Source organism: Bradyrhizobium sp. AZCC 2289 (assembly GCF_036924615.1).
Lineage (GTDB): Bacteria > Pseudomonadota > Alphaproteobacteria > Rhizobiales > Xanthobacteraceae > Bradyrhizobium.
Genome location: NZ_JAZHRY010000001.1, coordinates 5,212,566 through 5,227,363 on the forward strand (window position 1 = coordinate 5,212,566; position 14,798 = coordinate 5,227,363).

General features: G+C 62.9%; 16 protein-coding genes, 1 tRNA gene and 1 riboswitch. Of the genes, 7 read left to right on the top strand and 10 right to left on the bottom strand.

The window, feature by feature from the left end:
- Positions 1–7: 7 nt before the first annotated feature.
- The 3 genes from V1289_RS24795 to apaG form a co-directional block, all read right to left on the bottom strand.
- Positions 8–772 carry a (Fe-S)-binding protein gene (locus tag V1289_RS24795; protein ID WP_334407657.1) on the bottom strand — a complete coding sequence of 255 codons (765 nt, stop codon included), beginning with the start codon at positions 770–772 and terminating at the stop codon, positions 8–10.
- Positions 772–1,332: a (Fe-S)-binding protein gene (locus tag V1289_RS24800; protein WP_334399636.1), complete on the bottom strand. Its 561-nt coding sequence runs from the start codon at positions 1,330–1,332 to the stop codon at positions 772–774. Before V1289_RS24800 ends, V1289_RS24795 begins: the two co-directional genes overlap by 1 nt.
- A 241-nt stretch (positions 1,333–1,573) precedes the next feature.
- Positions 1,574–1,966: a Co2+/Mg2+ efflux protein ApaG gene (apaG, locus tag V1289_RS24805; protein ID WP_309181471.1), complete on the bottom strand. Its 393-nt coding sequence runs from the start codon at positions 1,964–1,966 to the stop codon at positions 1,574–1,576.
- A gap of 236 nt (positions 1,967–2,202) precedes the next feature.
- Between apaG and V1289_RS24810 the strand changes: the two genes are divergently transcribed.
- The 3 genes from V1289_RS24810 to V1289_RS24820 are packed head-to-tail and all read left to right on the top strand — an operon-like array spanning position 2,203 to position 5,301.
- Complete coding sequence (locus V1289_RS24810) at positions 2,203–3,462, top strand: OpgC domain-containing protein (protein WP_334399637.1); 1,260 nt, start codon at positions 2,203–2,205, stop codon at positions 3,460–3,462.
- A complete protein-coding gene (locus tag V1289_RS24815) occupies positions 3,459–4,217 on the top strand; it encodes an SGNH/GDSL hydrolase family protein (protein ID WP_334399639.1) in 759 nt (252 codons plus the stop codon). Before V1289_RS24810 ends, V1289_RS24815 begins: the two co-directional genes overlap by 4 nt.
- A gap of 13 nt (positions 4,218–4,230) precedes the next feature.
- Positions 4,231–5,301: an SGNH/GDSL hydrolase family protein gene (locus V1289_RS24820; RefSeq protein ID WP_334399641.1), complete on the top strand. Its 1,071-nt coding sequence runs from the start codon at positions 4,231–4,233 to the stop codon at positions 5,299–5,301.
- Between the two features lie 147 nt (positions 5,302–5,448).
- Here the strand turns inward: V1289_RS24820 and V1289_RS24825 are convergent, their stop codons facing one another.
- Positions 5,449–6,642, bottom strand: coding sequence for an O-succinylhomoserine sulfhydrylase (locus tag V1289_RS24825; protein ID WP_309181474.1), 1,194 nt, complete (start codon positions 6,640–6,642; stop codon positions 5,449–5,451).
- 69 nt (positions 6,643–6,711) lie between these two features.
- A riboswitch (SAM riboswitch) is annotated at positions 6,712–6,791 on the bottom strand.
- A gap of 123 nt (positions 6,792–6,914) precedes the next feature.
- Between V1289_RS24825 and V1289_RS24830 the strand changes: the two genes are divergently transcribed.
- The 3 genes from V1289_RS24830 (at position 6,915) to V1289_RS24840 (ending at position 10,836) form a co-directional block, all read left to right on the top strand.
- Positions 6,915–8,021 carry a 2'-deoxycytidine 5'-triphosphate deaminase gene (locus V1289_RS24830; protein ID WP_334399643.1) on the top strand — a complete coding sequence of 369 codons (1,107 nt, stop codon included), beginning with the start codon at positions 6,915–6,917 and terminating at the stop codon, positions 8,019–8,021.
- A 133-nt stretch (positions 8,022–8,154) separates the two neighbouring features.
- Entirely contained in the window at positions 8,155–9,204 is a 1,050-nt protein-coding gene (locus tag V1289_RS24835) for a hypothetical protein (protein WP_334399645.1), read from the top strand.
- Between the two features lie 180 nt (positions 9,205–9,384).
- Positions 9,385–10,836, top strand: coding sequence for an MATE family efflux transporter (locus V1289_RS24840; RefSeq protein WP_334399647.1), 1,452 nt, complete (start codon positions 9,385–9,387; stop codon positions 10,834–10,836).
- On the opposite strand, the gene V1289_RS24845 is transcribed toward V1289_RS24840, so the two are convergent.
- The 5 genes from V1289_RS24845 to V1289_RS24865 form a co-directional block, all read right to left on the bottom strand.
- A complete protein-coding gene (locus V1289_RS24845; protein ID WP_334399649.1) occupies positions 10,833–11,300 on the bottom strand; it encodes a hypothetical protein in 468 nt (155 codons plus the stop codon). The two genes, V1289_RS24840 and V1289_RS24845, sit on opposite strands and share 4 nt — an antisense overlap.
- Before the next feature lie 103 nt (positions 11,301–11,403).
- On the bottom strand, positions 11,404–11,805 hold the full coding sequence (locus V1289_RS24850; protein WP_334399650.1) for an SRPBCC family protein: 402 nt from the start codon (positions 11,803–11,805) through the stop codon (positions 11,404–11,406).
- A gap of 130 nt (positions 11,806–11,935) precedes the next feature.
- Complete coding sequence (locus V1289_RS24855; RefSeq protein WP_334399652.1) at positions 11,936–12,295, bottom strand: VOC family protein; 360 nt, start codon at positions 12,293–12,295, stop codon at positions 11,936–11,938.
- 52 nt (positions 12,296–12,347) lie between these two features.
- Entirely contained in the window at positions 12,348–13,187 is an 840-nt protein-coding gene (locus tag V1289_RS24860; protein WP_334399654.1) for a helix-turn-helix transcriptional regulator, read from the bottom strand.
- A gap of 9 nt (positions 13,188–13,196) precedes the next feature.
- Positions 13,197–13,775, bottom strand: a complete 579-nt coding sequence (locus V1289_RS24865; RefSeq protein WP_334399656.1) for a methylated-DNA--[protein]-cysteine S-methyltransferase — start codon at positions 13,773–13,775, stop codon at positions 13,197–13,199.
- Between the two features lie 201 nt (positions 13,776–13,976).
- On the opposite strand from V1289_RS24865, the gene V1289_RS24870 reads away from it, so the two are divergent.
- A tRNA-Gly gene (locus V1289_RS24870) sits at positions 13,977–14,050 on the top strand.
- Between the two features lie 152 nt (positions 14,051–14,202).
- On the opposite strand, the gene V1289_RS24875 is transcribed toward V1289_RS24870, so the two are convergent.
- Complete coding sequence (locus V1289_RS24875) at positions 14,203–14,520, bottom strand: hypothetical protein (protein WP_334399658.1); 318 nt, start codon at positions 14,518–14,520, stop codon at positions 14,203–14,205.
- Between the last annotated feature and the right edge of the window lie 278 nt (positions 14,521–14,798).

Here is a 14,798-nt window from a genome sequence, read left to right on the forward strand (position 1 = left end):
GGCGACGTTACGTCGCTCGCAGGGCAAGCGGCTGGTCGCCAAGCAACGCCTTGACGATGACGTTGCGGGCGTTGCCGGCGTCGAGTGAGTGCTTTGCGATCAGATCGCTGCATTCCGCGACGATCTGATCGGCATCCTGCATGATCTTGAGCTGCTTGTAGCGATCATGCCGATGCAACCCCATGCTCTCGCCGACCACTTCAAGGATGTTGATGATACGGAACGGCCAGTCGCGTTCGTGCGCGCACAGCTCGCGATGATCGGAATGATAGACCGCAACCAGTGCATCGACGCCCGCATCGCGCGCCGCCTGGAGTTCGTTAAGCTGCAGCTCGCGTTTGAACGCGGGCAATACGCCGACATTGACGCTCTGCAGGCCGACCGCCGGCTGCTTCAGGTCAACGAGCTCAACGCCGGGGATGGCCTTCAGGATTTCAGCGGCGGCTTCCATGACGCCGGCCACGCCGGGATGCCGGTGTAACGCAACCCGCATTTCGACCCGCCGCTGCAAATGCGGCTTCAACTCGTCGAGCCGGCCGTCGAGGAATCGCATGAACGGCGTCATCTCGAACGGCCGCGAGCCGCGCTGTCGTTCGATCGTCGGCAGCGTCGTTTCCGTGAACTGAACGTAACAGCTCGGACACCAGGAGATCACCTGACCGGACCTGGAGTGCGACAACTTCTCGATGGTATTCGAGCCCATGCGCCCGGACATTTCGACGTCGCCGGCGCGCAGCTGCGCGATGCCGCAACAATGGCTGGGTCCGCCCATCACCTGGTAGGTGATGCCGAGCGCATCTCCATGATATCGAGGGCAAGCAGCGCGATGTGCGGCGTCTTGAGCACATTGCAGCCGGTGTAAAACACGAAATCCGGCGCCTCGGCGGGCGTCGATACCGACGCCGACTTCTGACCCAGCCGCTCCAGTACCGCCGCATCGAGCTGCAAACGCGAGAGCATCGTCACATCGCGGCTGACATCACGATATCTCTCCACCCCGTGTCGGCGCCGTTCAGGAAGTTCGTTGTCGGCCCTGGCGATGCCGAGACGCGCCATCGCCAGCAGGAACCGCGGGTTGACGCCGTAGTCGCACGCCTTGATGCATTCCCCGCTCAGCATGCAGGACGCCGCCCATTTGCGTGACGCCTCGGGACCGTCGCCGGTACGCACAAGGTCGAGTATGCCGCCGATGATGTCCACGGGTGGCGTGTCCGCGATACCGGCGGGCTTCACGCTTGGACAGACCTCGACGCACTTGCCGCATCGTGTGCAGGCGTCGAGCATGTCCTCGACGCGTTCGCCCAGCGCCGTCTCGAAAGGAATATCGTTCATCGGCGACCAGCTCTCAGTCGGCGGACGGATAAGCTATACACGGCTCGTAATGACCCTCGGAATTTAACACGCTTTTTGCCCGGCGATCCGAACGAAAATCGCGCGGGGGCGCTTGACAGATTAAAATCCTGCACCTTCGTCATGCCCGGGCTTGACCCGGGCATCCATCACTTTCGCAAGACTCTTACGAAGAAAGATGGATCACCGGGTCAAGCCCGGTGATGACGCGCGCAAGCCTTCGTCAATTCAACACCCGCTTGCCGTCCGGACTATCCAGCGAAAACGTCGGCACGTCGATCTCAAACCGTTCGCCGCTTTCGCTGACCATTTGGTAGCGGCCGGCCATGAAGCCCGAGGCGGTCGGGAGCGGCACGCCGCTCGTGTATTCGAAGCGCTCGCCGGGTGCCAGCACCGGCTGCTCGCCGACCACGCCCTCGCCGCGGACTTCCTGCTTGCGGCCGGTGGCGTCGGTGATGATCCAGTGCCGGGTCCGCAACTGCACCGTCTCCGTGCCGGAATTGGTGATGACGATGGTGTAGGACCAGAAATACTGCCCCCGATCGATCGACGAGCGTTCCGGCAGGAAGTTCGGCTCGACGGTGACTTCGATCTGGCGGGTGACGGCGCGGTACATGCGGGCGATCTTCTTTAATCCTGGGCCCTATCATAGCGAAAGAATCGGATGGAACCAATCGCCGCAGCGGCCTGCAAAACCCCGCGCCGGCGTCATTTTCCATCGCGCTTTCAACATAGTTCCATCCTAAAGCGCACCCCCGCGCGACAATCCCGTATCTTGTTTGCAAGTTGCGGGCCGATATTATCTTTCCAGACGTGTGCTGGCGAAAATCCGCCTGTCCAAAACGGTACCTGATGACGTCGATTGCCGATCAAATTGCCGGACCGCCGGTCGCGGACGCAGCCGCGCTCGCGAAGGACGATGCGGTTGCGGCTGCCGCGCCGGCGATTACGCTGCCCGTGGCCGGCGAGCGCGAATTGAGGCTCGATCTGTTTCGCGGGCTCGCGCTGTGGCTGATCTTCATTGACCATCTGCCGCCCAATATCCTGACCTGGTTCACGATCCGCAATTACGGATTTTCCGACGCCACCGAAATCTTCATCTTCATCTCCGGCTACACCGCCGCCTTCGTCTATGGCCGCGCGATGCTGCAGGCGGGCTTTGTGGTGGCGACCGCGCGGATTCTGCGGCGGGTCTGGCAGATCTATGTCGCGCATGTGTTTCTGTTCACGATCTTCCTCGCGGAGATTTCCTACGTCGCCACCTCTTTCGAGAATCCGCTCTACACCGAAGAGATGGGCATCATGGATTTTCTCAAGCAGCCGGATGTCACTATCGTCCAGGCGTTGCTGCTGAGATTCCGCCCCGTCAACATGGACGTGCTGCCGCTCTACATCGTGCTGATGCTGTTCCTGCCGCTGATCCTGTGGCTGATGAAGTGGAAAGCCGACGTCACGCTGGCGCTCTCGGCCGGGCTCTATGCGCTGACCTGGCATTACGATCTCTATCTGACGGCCTATCCGAACGGTGTTTGGTTCTTCAATCCGTTCGCCTGGCAGTTGCTGTTCGTGTTCGGCGCCTGGTGCGCGATGGGCGGGGCGCGGCGGATGTCGCGGATCCTGTCGTCGCCGGTCACGATGTGGATTTCGATCGTCTATCTGGTCGCCGCGCTCTACGTCACGCTGACCTGGCACGTGCCGCAACTCGGTCATATGCTGCCACACCGCGTCGAAGAGTGGATGTATCCGATCGACAAGACCGATCTCGACGTGCTGCGCTTTGCGCATTTCCTGGCGCTGGCGCTCATCACCGCACGCTTCCTCCCCAAGGAATGGTCAGGACTAAAGTCGCCCTGGCTGCGACCATTGATCCTGTGCGGCCAGCACTCGCTTGAGATATTCTGCCTCGGCGTATTCCTGGCGTTCGCGGGGCATTTCGTCCTCGCCGAAGTTTCCGGTGGTGCTGCATTGCACGCCCTGGTGAGCATCTGCGGAATCCTCATTATGAGCGGAATGGCGTGGCTGATTTCATGGTACAAACACTCCGCCGACAAGGGTGCGTCGAAAACAAAAGGCACCGGCGGCAACGCCGATATGGCGGGAGGGGGCGCATGAGGTCCGATTTCGGGGCCCTGCTAGGCCTGATGCTGCTCGCCGGTTGTTTGACCGCGGGATCGGCGCGTGCCGAGGATGCTCCTCCGAACTGCGAGGTCCCGGCCTATCTGCTATCGAGCGAAAGCTCGCTTCCGAAAGTCGCCGAAGCCGTTAAAAGCGGCAAGCCGCTGAACATCCTGGTGATCGGCAGCCGCTCGTCCAGCATCGCTTCGTCGGAGGCCAGCGCCTACCCCGCCAGGTTGCAGGCGATGCTGAAGGAAAAGCTGCCATCGGTCCCGATCAGCCTGTCCGTTGAACTACAGACCGCGAAAACCGCCGAGGAAGCGGCCGCCACGCTCGTTAAGCTTGTGGAGGCAAAAAATCCTACTTTGGTCATCTGGCAGACCGGAACCGTCGATGCTATGCGATCCATCGATCCTGACGACTTTCGGAGTGCGCTCAACGAAGGGGTTGTTGCGTTGCAAAACGCGGGAACGGATGTGGTTTTGATCAATCTGCAATACAGCCCGCGCACGGAGACGATGATTTCCGCGCCGCCATACCTAGATAGTATGCGCGTGGTGGCGCAGCAGCACGACATTCCCTTGTTCGACCGCTTCGCCATGATGCACCACTGGAACGATTCCGGAGATTTCGACCTGTTTAGCACCTCGCATGGCACTGATCTCGCCAAACGCGTTCACGATTGCCTTGGCCGTGCGCTGTCGACATTTGTAATCGATGCGGCCCATCTCAATCCGGCGCAGCAGAATTGAGGAACCAGCGTTAATGAGTTCTCACTACCCTTTTTACCGAAATGCATCGCTGACCGTAGCCGCCGTCGCGGCCTTGCTGGCGCTGGTGCCGGCATCGCTGCCGTGTGCCCATGGGCAGATTGCCCAGCAGGCCGCGCTTTCCGACGCCGCCAAATCGGACGCCGCCAAACCCGAGGCAGCCAAGTCTGAGGCCGCCAAAACGGCTCCGCCACAGACAACCACCGCCGCGACCGGCGGCAATGTGGCCGCCACCAATCAGGCCAATCCTGCAACGCAAACACCCGCGCAACAAAAGAGCCTCACCGGCAGAGCGATCGACAAGGTGAAGGCGGTCGCAAAGTCGGCCGGCGACATTTTCAGCCGCGTTCCCTGCCTGCCGCCGAAGGGCGGCGCCAAGTCGATGGGCTCGCTGCCGCATGTCGCGGCCAAGCTCGCTGCCGGCCGGCCGGTGGTGATCGTTGCGTTCGGCTCGTCGTCGACCCAAGGCTACGGCTCGACGTCGCCGGAGTTCACCTATCCGAACCGTCTTGCGGCGCAACTGCGCCAGAAATATCCGAGCGCCGACATCACCGTGATCAATCGCGGCCATGGCGGTGATGACGCACCGGAGATGATGAAGCGACTGCAGAGCGAAGTCATCGACATGCATCCGGATCTGGTGATCTGGCAGGTCGGCACTAACGCGGTGTTGCGCAACCTCGATCCGGCCGAGACCGCCAAGACGGTGGAGGAGGGCATCGCGCGCATTCAGGCGGCGGGCGCGGATCTCGTGCTGGTCGATCCGCAGTACTCGCCGGCCGTCACCGCCAAGCCGGAAAGCGCCGGCAAGATGGTGAAGCTGCTCGGCAAGGTCGCCGAGCTGCGCCACGTCGGCATCTTCCCGCGCTTCGAGGTGATGCGCGACTGGCATGAGAAGCAGGCGATCCCGATCGAAGGTTTCGTGATCGCCGACGGCCTGCACATGAACGACTGGGGCTACGCCTGCTTCGCGCAATTGCTCGGCGACGACATCATCAAGTCGGTCGGCCAGATCAAGCTCGGCGTCAACGTGCCGTCGGACGTGCGGACCTATCGGCCGATGTAGTTACCGTCGTCCCGGCCTTGAGCCGGGACCCATACGCCGCAGCCGTGCTGATAAAAGGCAGTGGTCAACGACCATCCCCCGACAACAACGCCCGGTGGTTATGGGCCCCGGCGTGCGCCGGGACGACGAGGGTGTTAGGTTCGCCCCTCACGCCTTCTCCAGCGCCGCGGCAAAATCCTCGATCAGATCATCCGCATGCTCGAGCCCGGCGGAGAAACGAATAAAGCCCTCGCTGATGCCGAGTTCGGCGCGGGCCTCCGGCGCCAGCCGCTGATGCGTGGTGGTCGCCGGATGCGTCACCAGACTCTTCGCGTCGCCGAGATTGTTGGAGATCTTCGTAAGCTTCAACGCATTGAGGACGCGGAAGGCGGCCGGCTTGCCGCCCTTCACCTCGAAGCCGACCAGTGTGGAGCCGCCGCGCAACTGCTTCTTCACCAGCGCGGCCTGCGGATGGTCGGCGCGGCCGGGATAGATCAATCGCGAGATCTTCGGATGGTTTGCGAGCACCTCAGCGACACGGCCTGCGGTGTCGGTCTGCGCGCGCACCCGCACGCCGAGCGTCTCAAGCCCCTTGAGCAAGACCCAGGCGTTGAACGGCGAGAGCGACGGCCCGGTCTGGCGCATGAAATTGTGAACGTGCTCGGCGATGAAGGCTTCGGACGAGAGAATGATGCCGCCCAGGCAGCGGCCCTGGCCATCAATATGCTTGGTCGCTGAATACACCACGACGTCGGCGCCGAGCGAAAGCGGGCTCTGCCAGATCGGCGTGGCAAAGACGTTATCGACGACCAGCCGTGCACCGCCTCGGTGCGCGATTTCGGCAATCCCCGGAATATCGAGCACATCGAGCGTCGGATTGGTCGGGCTCTCCAAAAAGAAGGTCTTGGTGTTCGGCCGCAGTGCGCGCTGCCACTGGTCGAGATCGAGACCGTCGACCAGCGTCGTTTCGATACCGTAGCGCGGCAAGAGGTCCTGCACCACGTAAAGGCACGAGCCGAACAGGGCTTTCGAGGCGACAACGTGATCGCCGGCCCTGAGCGGTGCGAGGATCGCGGTCGTCACCGCGGCCATGCCGGTGGCGGCGGAGCGAGCCGCTTCCGCGCCCTCGAGCTCGATCATCCGGCGCTCGAACATCGCAATCGTCGGATTGGAATAGCGCGAATAGATAAAGCCGGGATCCTCGCCCTTGAAGCGCGCCTCGCACTGCTCTGCGCTGTCGTAGACGTAGCCTTGGGTGAGGAACAGCGCTTCGGACGTCTCGCCGAATTGCGAGCGCAGCGTGCCGCCATGGACGAGGCGGGTTTCGGGGCGATAGCGGGTAGTCGCTTTAGTCTCAGACATGTGACCTCCGTCGTGACCATCAAAAATGGTCACAAAAAACCGGCCTGGAAAAATTTCCACAGGCCGGGATCACACGTGTCCCCGGCCTGTTTAGCGATTTATTTAACGTGGCTGCAAGCCGGCCGGCTCAAATCACCACGGGATAAGTCATGCTGATATTCGCTTGCGCCCTTTCAGTCAAGGCGGCCATCGTTTAACCCGTAAAAGCCCTTAAATTCAGGGTTTGGGGGCCATTTGGGTCCTCGGTATAAGTTTTCCCTGGGAAACACGCCGTGTCGTTCACGCTGCCGCCCGATGCCAACGGAATCCTGCCCGACCGCATGATCGCGGCGATGGCGGATGCGGGCCTGATCCTGCCGGCCTATCCTTTTGTCGAGAGCCAGATCCAGCCGGCGAGCCTCGATCTGCGCCTCGGCGATATCGCCTACCGGGTGCGGGCGAGCTTTCTCCCGGGGCCGGGCGCAACGGTGGCCGAGCGCATCGACGAATTGAAGCTGCATGAAATAGATCTCTCGGACGGTGCGGTGCTCGAGACCAATTGCGTCTACATTGTGCCATTGCTGGAAAGCCTGGCGCTGCCGCCGCAGATCGTCGCCGCCGCCAATCCCAAGAGTTCGACCGGGCGGCTCGACGTGTTTACCCGCGTGATCGCCGACGGCACCCGCCGCTTCGACATGATCGGCGCCGGCTATCACGGACCGCTTTACGCCGAGATCAGCCCGAAGACGTTCCCGGTGCTGCTGCGCGAGGGATCGCGGCTGAGCCAGGTCCGCTTCCGCACTGGCGACGCCATCCTCAATGCCGACGAACTCGACGCGCTGCATGACGCCGAGCGGCTGGTCGATATCGATGACGCCGATCTTGCCAACGGGGTCGCGCTGTCGGTCGATCTGAGCGGCGAGAACGCCAGCGGTTTCGTCGGCTACCGCGCCAAGCGCCACACCGGCGTCGTCGATATCGATCGCCGCAGCGGCTATGCGGTCGGTGAATTCTGGGAGCCGATCGCGGCGCGGCCCGACGGCACCCTGATCCTCGATCCCGGCGAGTTCTACATCCTGGCGTCGAAGGAAGCCGTGCAGGTGCCGCCGGATTACGCCGCCGAGATGGTGCCGTTCGATCCCCTGGTCGGCGAATTCCGCGTGCACTACGCCGGCTTCTTCGATCCCGGCTTCGGCTATGTCGGCGCCGGCGGGCAGGGCTCGCGCGCGGTTTTGGAAGTGCGCTCGCGCGAGGTGCCGTTCATCCTCGAACACGGCCAGATCGTCGGCCGCCTGGTCTACGAGAAAATGCTGGCGCGGCCCGACGCGATGTACGGCCAGCGCATCGGCTCGAACTACCAGGCGCAAGGCCTGAAGCTCTCCAAGCATTTCAAGGTCTAGCCGTCATTGCGAGGAGCGTTAGCGACGAAGCAATCCATACCGCACACGCGGCGTCATGGATTGCTTCGCTGGCGCCCGCAATGACGGTTGATATATGCTCGCAACCAACAAGAACATCGGGACGGGAGCGAGCATGACCGGAGAGCAGGAAGCGCGCGAGGCGCAATGGCTGAAATGGCGCAGCGTCGCCGATCTCTACCATGCTTTTTTCACCGGGCTCATTCTCACCGTCGTGAGCCGTCGCGGCACCGCCGACGCCGCCGAATTCGTATTCCGCGTGTTTCGCCGCCAGCAGCAGAAGCGTTTTCTGCCTGGGCTGCAGAAACTCGGCCTCGATCATCTGCCGCCCGCGGTCGCGGCGGCGCAGTATCATTATCTCTCCAACTGGATCGGCGGCGTCCATGTCGAATATATGTACGAGACCGACCGCAAGGCCTGGATCCGCTATCCGCCGCCGCGCTGGATCTGGCGCGGCACCGCGATCTGCGGCGTGCCCGGCGAGGTCTCGCGCGCGATGCTGCGGGGATGGCACGCCAATAATGGCGTGGCGCTGGGCGACCTGCGCCTCGGCTTCGTCTGCACCAAGCAGAGCGTCGACGGCCAGGACGGGCTCGAAGGCTATTACTGTGAATATGACCATCCGCTGGAGCTCGATCAGCGCCTGGTGTTCGCGCGGCATCTCGAAGCCCCCTTGTTCGATCCCGCCACCGCACCCGCCTTGCCGGTCGCGAGCTGGCCAAAGCCACGGCTGGAAAAAGCCTATCGCAACTACGCGATGGAATATGTACGGACCGCCGCACCCGTGATGGTGCAGGTGTTCGGTCCGGAGGACGCTGGATATTTGCTGCACCTGACGGGCAAGCTGATCGGCATGCAGTATTTCGACGAAATCGCGCGCGCCTTCGCGGCGAACCGCGGCACGGCAAAAGACTTTGTCGCATTCCTGCGCGTCCTGTTCGAGGCGCACGACGATGTTGCCGAGATCAGCTTATCCGGTGGAGCGTTCGAAGTCAGTCAGCAGACCTGGAAGCTGATGGCCGATGTGCCCGATTATCATCCGGCCTGCGCCAAGGTACTGGAGGGGTTGTTTGAAGGCCTTGCGGCCGGCTGCGGCCGCCATATTCCGGTGCATTTGAAGCCGGCGCAGGGCGGCAAACCGCCCTTTATCTGGTCGATCGGCTAAAGCGAGCGCTCGCCTGCAATCGCGCAGGCCCGCATTGCGCCCCGCGCACGTGGAATCGGCCCCGGTCATGGTAGGGAACACCGTGCCGCAGCAATCAGACTGCGGAAAAATTTATGATTGGCGCATGACCTTGTCGCCAAACCGCTCACACTTTGGCGGGTCATGCGCCTGGGAGCCGAGATGCCGGATATTGCGGTTGCCGAAATACCCGTAGACGAGGAGGAACGTCCGCTTCCGCCGCCGCAGCCGCCTGTGCGGAATGCGCTGCTCGATCGCCCGATCCTGCGCACGCTGTTGTGGCTCGCCTGGCCGAATGTGATCGCGCTCTCCGCGAGCACCTGCGTGGTGATCGCGGAGACGTCCTATATCGGCCGGCTGGGCGTGGAATCGCTGGCTGCGATGGCGCTGGTGTTTCCCTGCGTGATCCTGACCATGACGATGTCCGGCGGCGCCATGGGCGGCGGCGTCGCTTCCGCGATCGCGCGCGCGCTCGGCGCCGGCGACCGGGAGCGCGCCTCGACGCTGGCCGCACACACGCTGCTGATCGGCGTCTGCTTCGGACTGACCTTCATGCTGGGCATGCTGATCTTCGGGCCGCGATTGCTCGAACTGCTCGGCGGTCGAGGCAACGTGCTGGCGCAGGCGATTGCCTATGTGCAGATTTTCTTCGGCGGCGCCGTCGCGCCATGGCTGATGAACACGATGGCCGGAATTTTGCGCGGCACCGGCAACATGAAACTGCCGTCGCTGATGATGCTTTCTTCGGCGGTCTGCCAGATCATTCTCGGCGGCACGCTCGGCCTCGGCCTCGGGCCGATCCCGCAATTCGGCATGCGCGGCGTCGCCGCGGGCTCGCTGACGGCCTATATCATCAGTATATCGATCATGTCCTGGTATCTGTTTTCCGGCCGGGCCCGCGTCGTCCCCAAGCTCTGGGGATTGCGGATTCAATGGGTGATGTTGTTCGATATCCTCAAAGTCGGCGCGATTTCCTGCTTTTCGCCGCTGCAGTCGGTGCTGACCATCAGCATCTTCACCCACATGCTGGCCGGCTTCGGCACCGCGATTCTGGCCGGCTACGGCATCGGCGCGCGGCTCGAATTCCTGCTGACGTCGGTGTCGTTCGCGGTCGGCATTGCCTCGGTGCCGATGATCGGCATGGCAATCGGCGCGGAACGGATCGCGCGGGCGCGGAAGATCGCCTGGACCGCGGGCCTGGTTTCGTTCATCGCGGTCGGGGCGATCGCGACCTTCATCGCCATCTTCCCGGATCTCTGGGTCAACCTCTTCACCCGTGACGCGGGCGTGCGCGCCGCCAGCCACCAATATCTGTCGACGGCAGCCCCCATGTACGCCTTCATTGGACTGGCGTCGTCGATGTATTTCTCATCCCAGGGCGCCGCCAAGGTGGTCGGTCCGGTTCTGGCACAAACCGCGCGGCTATTGTTCATCGGCACCGGCGGCTGGTGGCTGTCGACGCACGATGCGACCGCGCAAAACTTTTTCACGCTCGCCGCGGCATCGATGGTGGTGCTCGGCGCGCTGTCATGCGCGAGCGTGATCCTGACCCGATGGGGACCAAAGCCCGGTCCCGTTCCGGCAGCTCGTCCGGTGTTGTCGCAAGCGCGTTAGCGCCGCCGGTGACGCCGGTGGCCGCCGCCGAAATTGGCCATCCGCATCAATTGCGGGATCATGCCCATCAGCTCGCCGCCGCCTCCGCCGCCGAGCATGCCCATGATGTCGCCGCCGCCCATGGCGCCCATGCCCATGCCGCCGCCGCCAAACCCGCCGGGGATCATTCCGCCCGAGCCGCCGGGCATTCCGCCGCCGCCCATCATGCCGCCGAGACCGCCGCCGCCACCACCTTCCATCATGCTGCCCATCATCGGCCCGATGGTCTGCATCATCATGCCAAAGCGGCGCTTGCCCATTTTCGCCTTCATCATTTCCAGCATCGGCGCCATCTGCGTCATCATATCTTCGCCGCTGCCACCGCCGCCAAAACCTGCGAATTGGGCCTTCGCCGGCATCGATGTCAGGGTGAACAGCAGCAATAGCGTGGCCGCCTGGCACACCACCTTGTCAGCTCCAGTCATGGCAAAACTCCCCGTGCGCGGAGCCGCGGCGCGGCGCCATCCGGACGCACGCGGCGAGGCTAGGAGAGGGGGAGCGCCCAATCTGTGAGAAAGATCACGTTCGCTATGCCGCGGCGCGTCCCAGTGCCTTCTGCATCGCCAACGCGGCCTGATCCATCTGCGCGTTCATGTAAGGGCCAATTTCGTGCGGCAGCACGTCGACGGTCCAGAGCAGCCGGCTGCGGCCGTCGCCATCGGCGATCACCTGCACCGACGCGCTGTGCTGCTTCAGGCGTTCGCTGGTGATGGCATAGACCAGCCGCCGCCTGGCGTCATCGCAATCGACCAGCAGCTCGCGCGCGACGGTGCCGTTCGAGAACGTCACGATGCGCGCGTCGCCATCGAGTTTTGTGTCGAGCACGAAACCGGGCACGAGACGCGTATGCAGCGCGCCGAAATCGCGCACCGCGTCCCAGACGTGATCGGGGCTTGCGTCGATGGCGATGTCTTTGTGGATGGAAGCCATATTAGTGAGTCCTTTTCGCAGGTATGGGAATGGTCATTGCGAGGAGCGAAGCGACGAAGCAATCCACTCTTCCTTGTGGCGCGATGGATTGCTTCGCTTCGCTCGCAATGACGCCGGTGGCAGCAGCGCGTCAGGTACAAACCGCCTCGACATTGTTGCCGTCGGGATCGATCAGGAACGCGGCAAAATAGGTCGGGCTGTAGTCCTTGCGATGGCCGGCCTCACCATTATCGCGGCCGCCGGCTTTCAGCCCGTCGGCGTGGAATTTCTTGATGGCGGCGTGGTCGGGCGCTCGGAAGGCGACGTGGGCGCCGGTGTTGGCTTTGCCCTGGTGAAGATGCAGCCACAATGCCGGCTCGCCCTTGGGGCCGAACCCCGCGCCTGCATCGTCGCGCGAGCACAGGACATAGCCGAGCGGCGCCAATGCCGCGGTGTAGAAGCGCACGCTGGCGTCGAGATTTCCGACGCGTAATCCGATGTGGTCGTACATGATTTTCTCCAGTGAAACGCGCGAGATGCCGCGCGGCCTGGAGCAACCCTAGTCAGTGGAGCGCAAGCCGTTCTTGGAGATTCTTGCGGTCGCCCCGCGATATCAGGCGGAATTTCTGCGGCGAGGCGCCGGCGGCGCGGTGGAAGGTGCGAACGAAGTTGGAGAGGTCGTTAAAGCCGACGTCATAGGCGATATCGGTGATCGGGCTGTCGTCATCGGCCAGCCGCCGCGCCGCATGGCGCAGCCGCGAGCGCACCAGATATTGGTGCGGGGTCACCCCCAGCACGTCGGAAAACAGCCGCAGGAAATGGAACGGGCTGATGCCGGCCTGGGCGGCGGCATCCTCCAGCTCGATGGCCCGGTGCGAGTTGGCGTCGATCCACAGCGCGGTTTCCACGGCGCGGCGGCGGTCCCTCAACGTCGCCGTCACGGGCTTGGGCGCGCGCCCGGAAACCACATCGACAAAACGGCTGGCGAACAGGTGTCCGACTTCGTCGAGACCCACATCGCTGTTGCCACCGGCCGCCGTTTGCGCGCGTTCGCCCAGCACCATCAGTTCCGGCAGCGGCGGCACCGAGCCGACCTGCCAGATGTCCCTGTTGTCGCCGATCGTTTCAACCAGTTCCGGATCGAGGAAAAACGACAGGCATTCGTCGCCGATGACGTGGTCATGGGTGCAAATGTATTCGTCGCCGGGATGGCCGACCAGGATCGATCCCGCCACCAGCTCGTGGAAGCGCCCGCGGCAATGGCAGCCAAAACTGCCCTTGCGCACATAGGAGATCGAATGACAGGCGTATTGTTCCGCGAACGGCTTTTCGCCTGATACCGCGGTGCAACGGAAATCGGACACGGAAATGCGTTTGCGCTCGAGCAGCGTCTTCCTGTTCATAGCCCAGATTTAGCTATGCGGGCGGGGCGGCGCAACGGGCAGCAGCACGTCGAACAGGGTCTTGCTGGCGGTCGGGTGCGCGCCCTCGATCGAGAGCAGCCGGCGCTTGGAGATGGCGCCGCCGTTCGGCGAGATCTTGTCGGCATAGTGGCCGGCTTCGAGCACGCGATGGCAGGGAACGATGATCATGAAGGGATTGCGGCCGATCGCCTGCGCCACCGAATACACCGCGCCCGACGCGCGCAGATGGGACGCGACCTCGCCATAGGTGCGGGTTTCGCCGCGCGGGATGCTGCGGGCGAAGGCATAGACGCGCTGGTTGAAGGCGGGGATGCCGGTCATATCCAGGGTCACGTCGGAAAGATCGGCGCTCCCGCCGCGCAGCAACTCGGCGATGCTCTCGATCGCGATCCCGACATCCACTGGCGCGCGGGTTTCGCGGGCCTCGGGATAGAGCTGAAACAGCCTCCGCCTTGTGTCGATCTCGCGGGCTTCCGGGAGTTGCACGCCGATGATGCCGCGATCGCCCCAGGCGATGCCGCAGCGGCCGATGCCGGTATCGAAAATGCTGTACGCACGCCCCGCCATGACGCCCAACCCCCCGGGGGCATCATAACACCGTCACAGGCCGGCGCATCTGGAATCTTGGGGTTCGGTTAAGGGCTTGGCGCGGAGGGCGTGGGAACCGCTTGGCGGATCGCCCGGTCTCGGCTAATCAATGGGAAGCATGATCCGGAAAAGTGGATACCGGTTTTCCGAAAAGATCATGCTCAAATAGAAGAGGCGAATGCGGGCGTAGTTCAATGGCAGAACGGCAGCTTCCCAAGCTGCATACGAGGGTTCGATTCCCTTCGCCCGCTCCAGCTACTTAGCCCGCTTTCAGGGGCAGGGTTTTGTCGTTGGTTTTGCACGTTATGTTCGCCTTTCGTTGAATTGCCGGATCAGGGCTTTGGTGGCCGCGCTGCGATCGACGTAGCGCCGGATGATCTTGATCCATGATCGCAGGCGGCGAACGTTACTGTGACATCTTGGCTTCTCTCTCGGTCCTCACGTCTCTCTCCATTTCGAGGCACGTCAGGAATTCGACATAGCTTGGGGTGCCGTCGATGCCGACTTCTTCGTTGCACTGGAGTTTGGCGCTGGGACTAAATTGTATCCATTCTGCTTGAAGTTGGTTGCGTGCTTGTTTCTCATCGACAACGCACCTTTGCTCCATCTCCTTCGTACCGCCTTCGAGTTGGCACTCCCGCGCGATTTCAAATTGCGGTATGGCGTCCGCGATGGCGATGGGGTGCAGGGAAGTCAGGATAATGATTGGTAGGTGGATCAGCATCGTTATTCTCCGGGGCTCATGATGTCATTCGGTCCGCAACGTCCACCGGTGACCCGCGTCAAGACGAGTGTTGAACGTTTTGCGCAGGCTTATTGCCTTTGATCGTGCGTAAAGATCCGGCACGCCGAAGTGTCTGGTTCTCAAAAGGGCATTCTCAAGCGCCAGAAAAAGAAGTCGGGCTTATTGCCCGCCCGACCTCCGCGAGTGCGGTCACGTCAGCGTTCGGTCCGGACGGACATCGATCCGGATTTGTTGTTGCCACCGTCGAACGGCTACGC

Excerpts from the sequence above, each read along its gene's own strand:
- V1289_RS24795 (WP_334407657.1), bottom strand. The coding sequence starts at position 772 with ATGGGCGGACCCAGCCATTGTTGCGGCATCGCGCAGCTGCGCGCCGGC.
- V1289_RS24800 (WP_334399636.1), bottom strand. The coding sequence starts at position 1,332 with ATGAACGATATTCCTTTCGAGACGGCGCTGGGCGAACGCGTCGAGGAC.
- apaG (WP_309181471.1), bottom strand. The coding sequence starts at position 1,966 with ATGTACCGCGCCGTCACCCGCCAGATCGAAGTCACCGTCGAGCCGAAC.
- V1289_RS24810 (WP_334399637.1), top strand. The coding sequence starts at position 2,203 with ATGACGTCGATTGCCGATCAAATTGCCGGACCGCCGGTCGCGGACGCA.
- V1289_RS24815 (WP_334399639.1), top strand. The coding sequence starts at position 3,459 with ATGAGGTCCGATTTCGGGGCCCTGCTAGGCCTGATGCTGCTCGCCGGT.
- V1289_RS24820 (WP_334399641.1), top strand. The coding sequence starts at position 4,231 with ATGAGTTCTCACTACCCTTTTTACCGAAATGCATCGCTGACCGTAGCC.
- V1289_RS24825 (WP_309181474.1), bottom strand. The coding sequence starts at position 6,642 with ATGTCTGAGACTAAAGCGACTACCCGCTATCGCCCCGAAACCCGCCTC.
- V1289_RS24835 (WP_334399645.1), top strand. The coding sequence starts at position 8,155 with ATGACCGGAGAGCAGGAAGCGCGCGAGGCGCAATGGCTGAAATGGCGC.
- V1289_RS24840 (WP_334399647.1), top strand. The coding sequence starts at position 9,385 with ATGCCGGATATTGCGGTTGCCGAAATACCCGTAGACGAGGAGGAACGT.
- V1289_RS24845 (WP_334399649.1), bottom strand. The coding sequence starts at position 11,300 with ATGACTGGAGCTGACAAGGTGGTGTGCCAGGCGGCCACGCTATTGCTG.
- V1289_RS24850 (WP_334399650.1), bottom strand. The coding sequence starts at position 11,805 with ATGGCTTCCATCCACAAAGACATCGCCATCGACGCAAGCCCCGATCAC.
- V1289_RS24855 (WP_334399652.1), bottom strand. The coding sequence starts at position 12,295 with ATGTACGACCACATCGGATTACGCGTCGGAAATCTCGACGCCAGCGTG.
- V1289_RS24860 (WP_334399654.1), bottom strand. The coding sequence starts at position 13,187 with ATGAACAGGAAGACGCTGCTCGAGCGCAAACGCATTTCCGTGTCCGAT.
- V1289_RS24865 (WP_334399656.1), bottom strand. The coding sequence starts at position 13,775 with ATGGCGGGGCGTGCGTACAGCATTTTCGATACCGGCATCGGCCGCTGC.
- V1289_RS24875 (WP_334399658.1), bottom strand. The coding sequence starts at position 14,520 with ATGCTGATCCACCTACCAATCATTATCCTGACTTCCCTGCACCCCATC.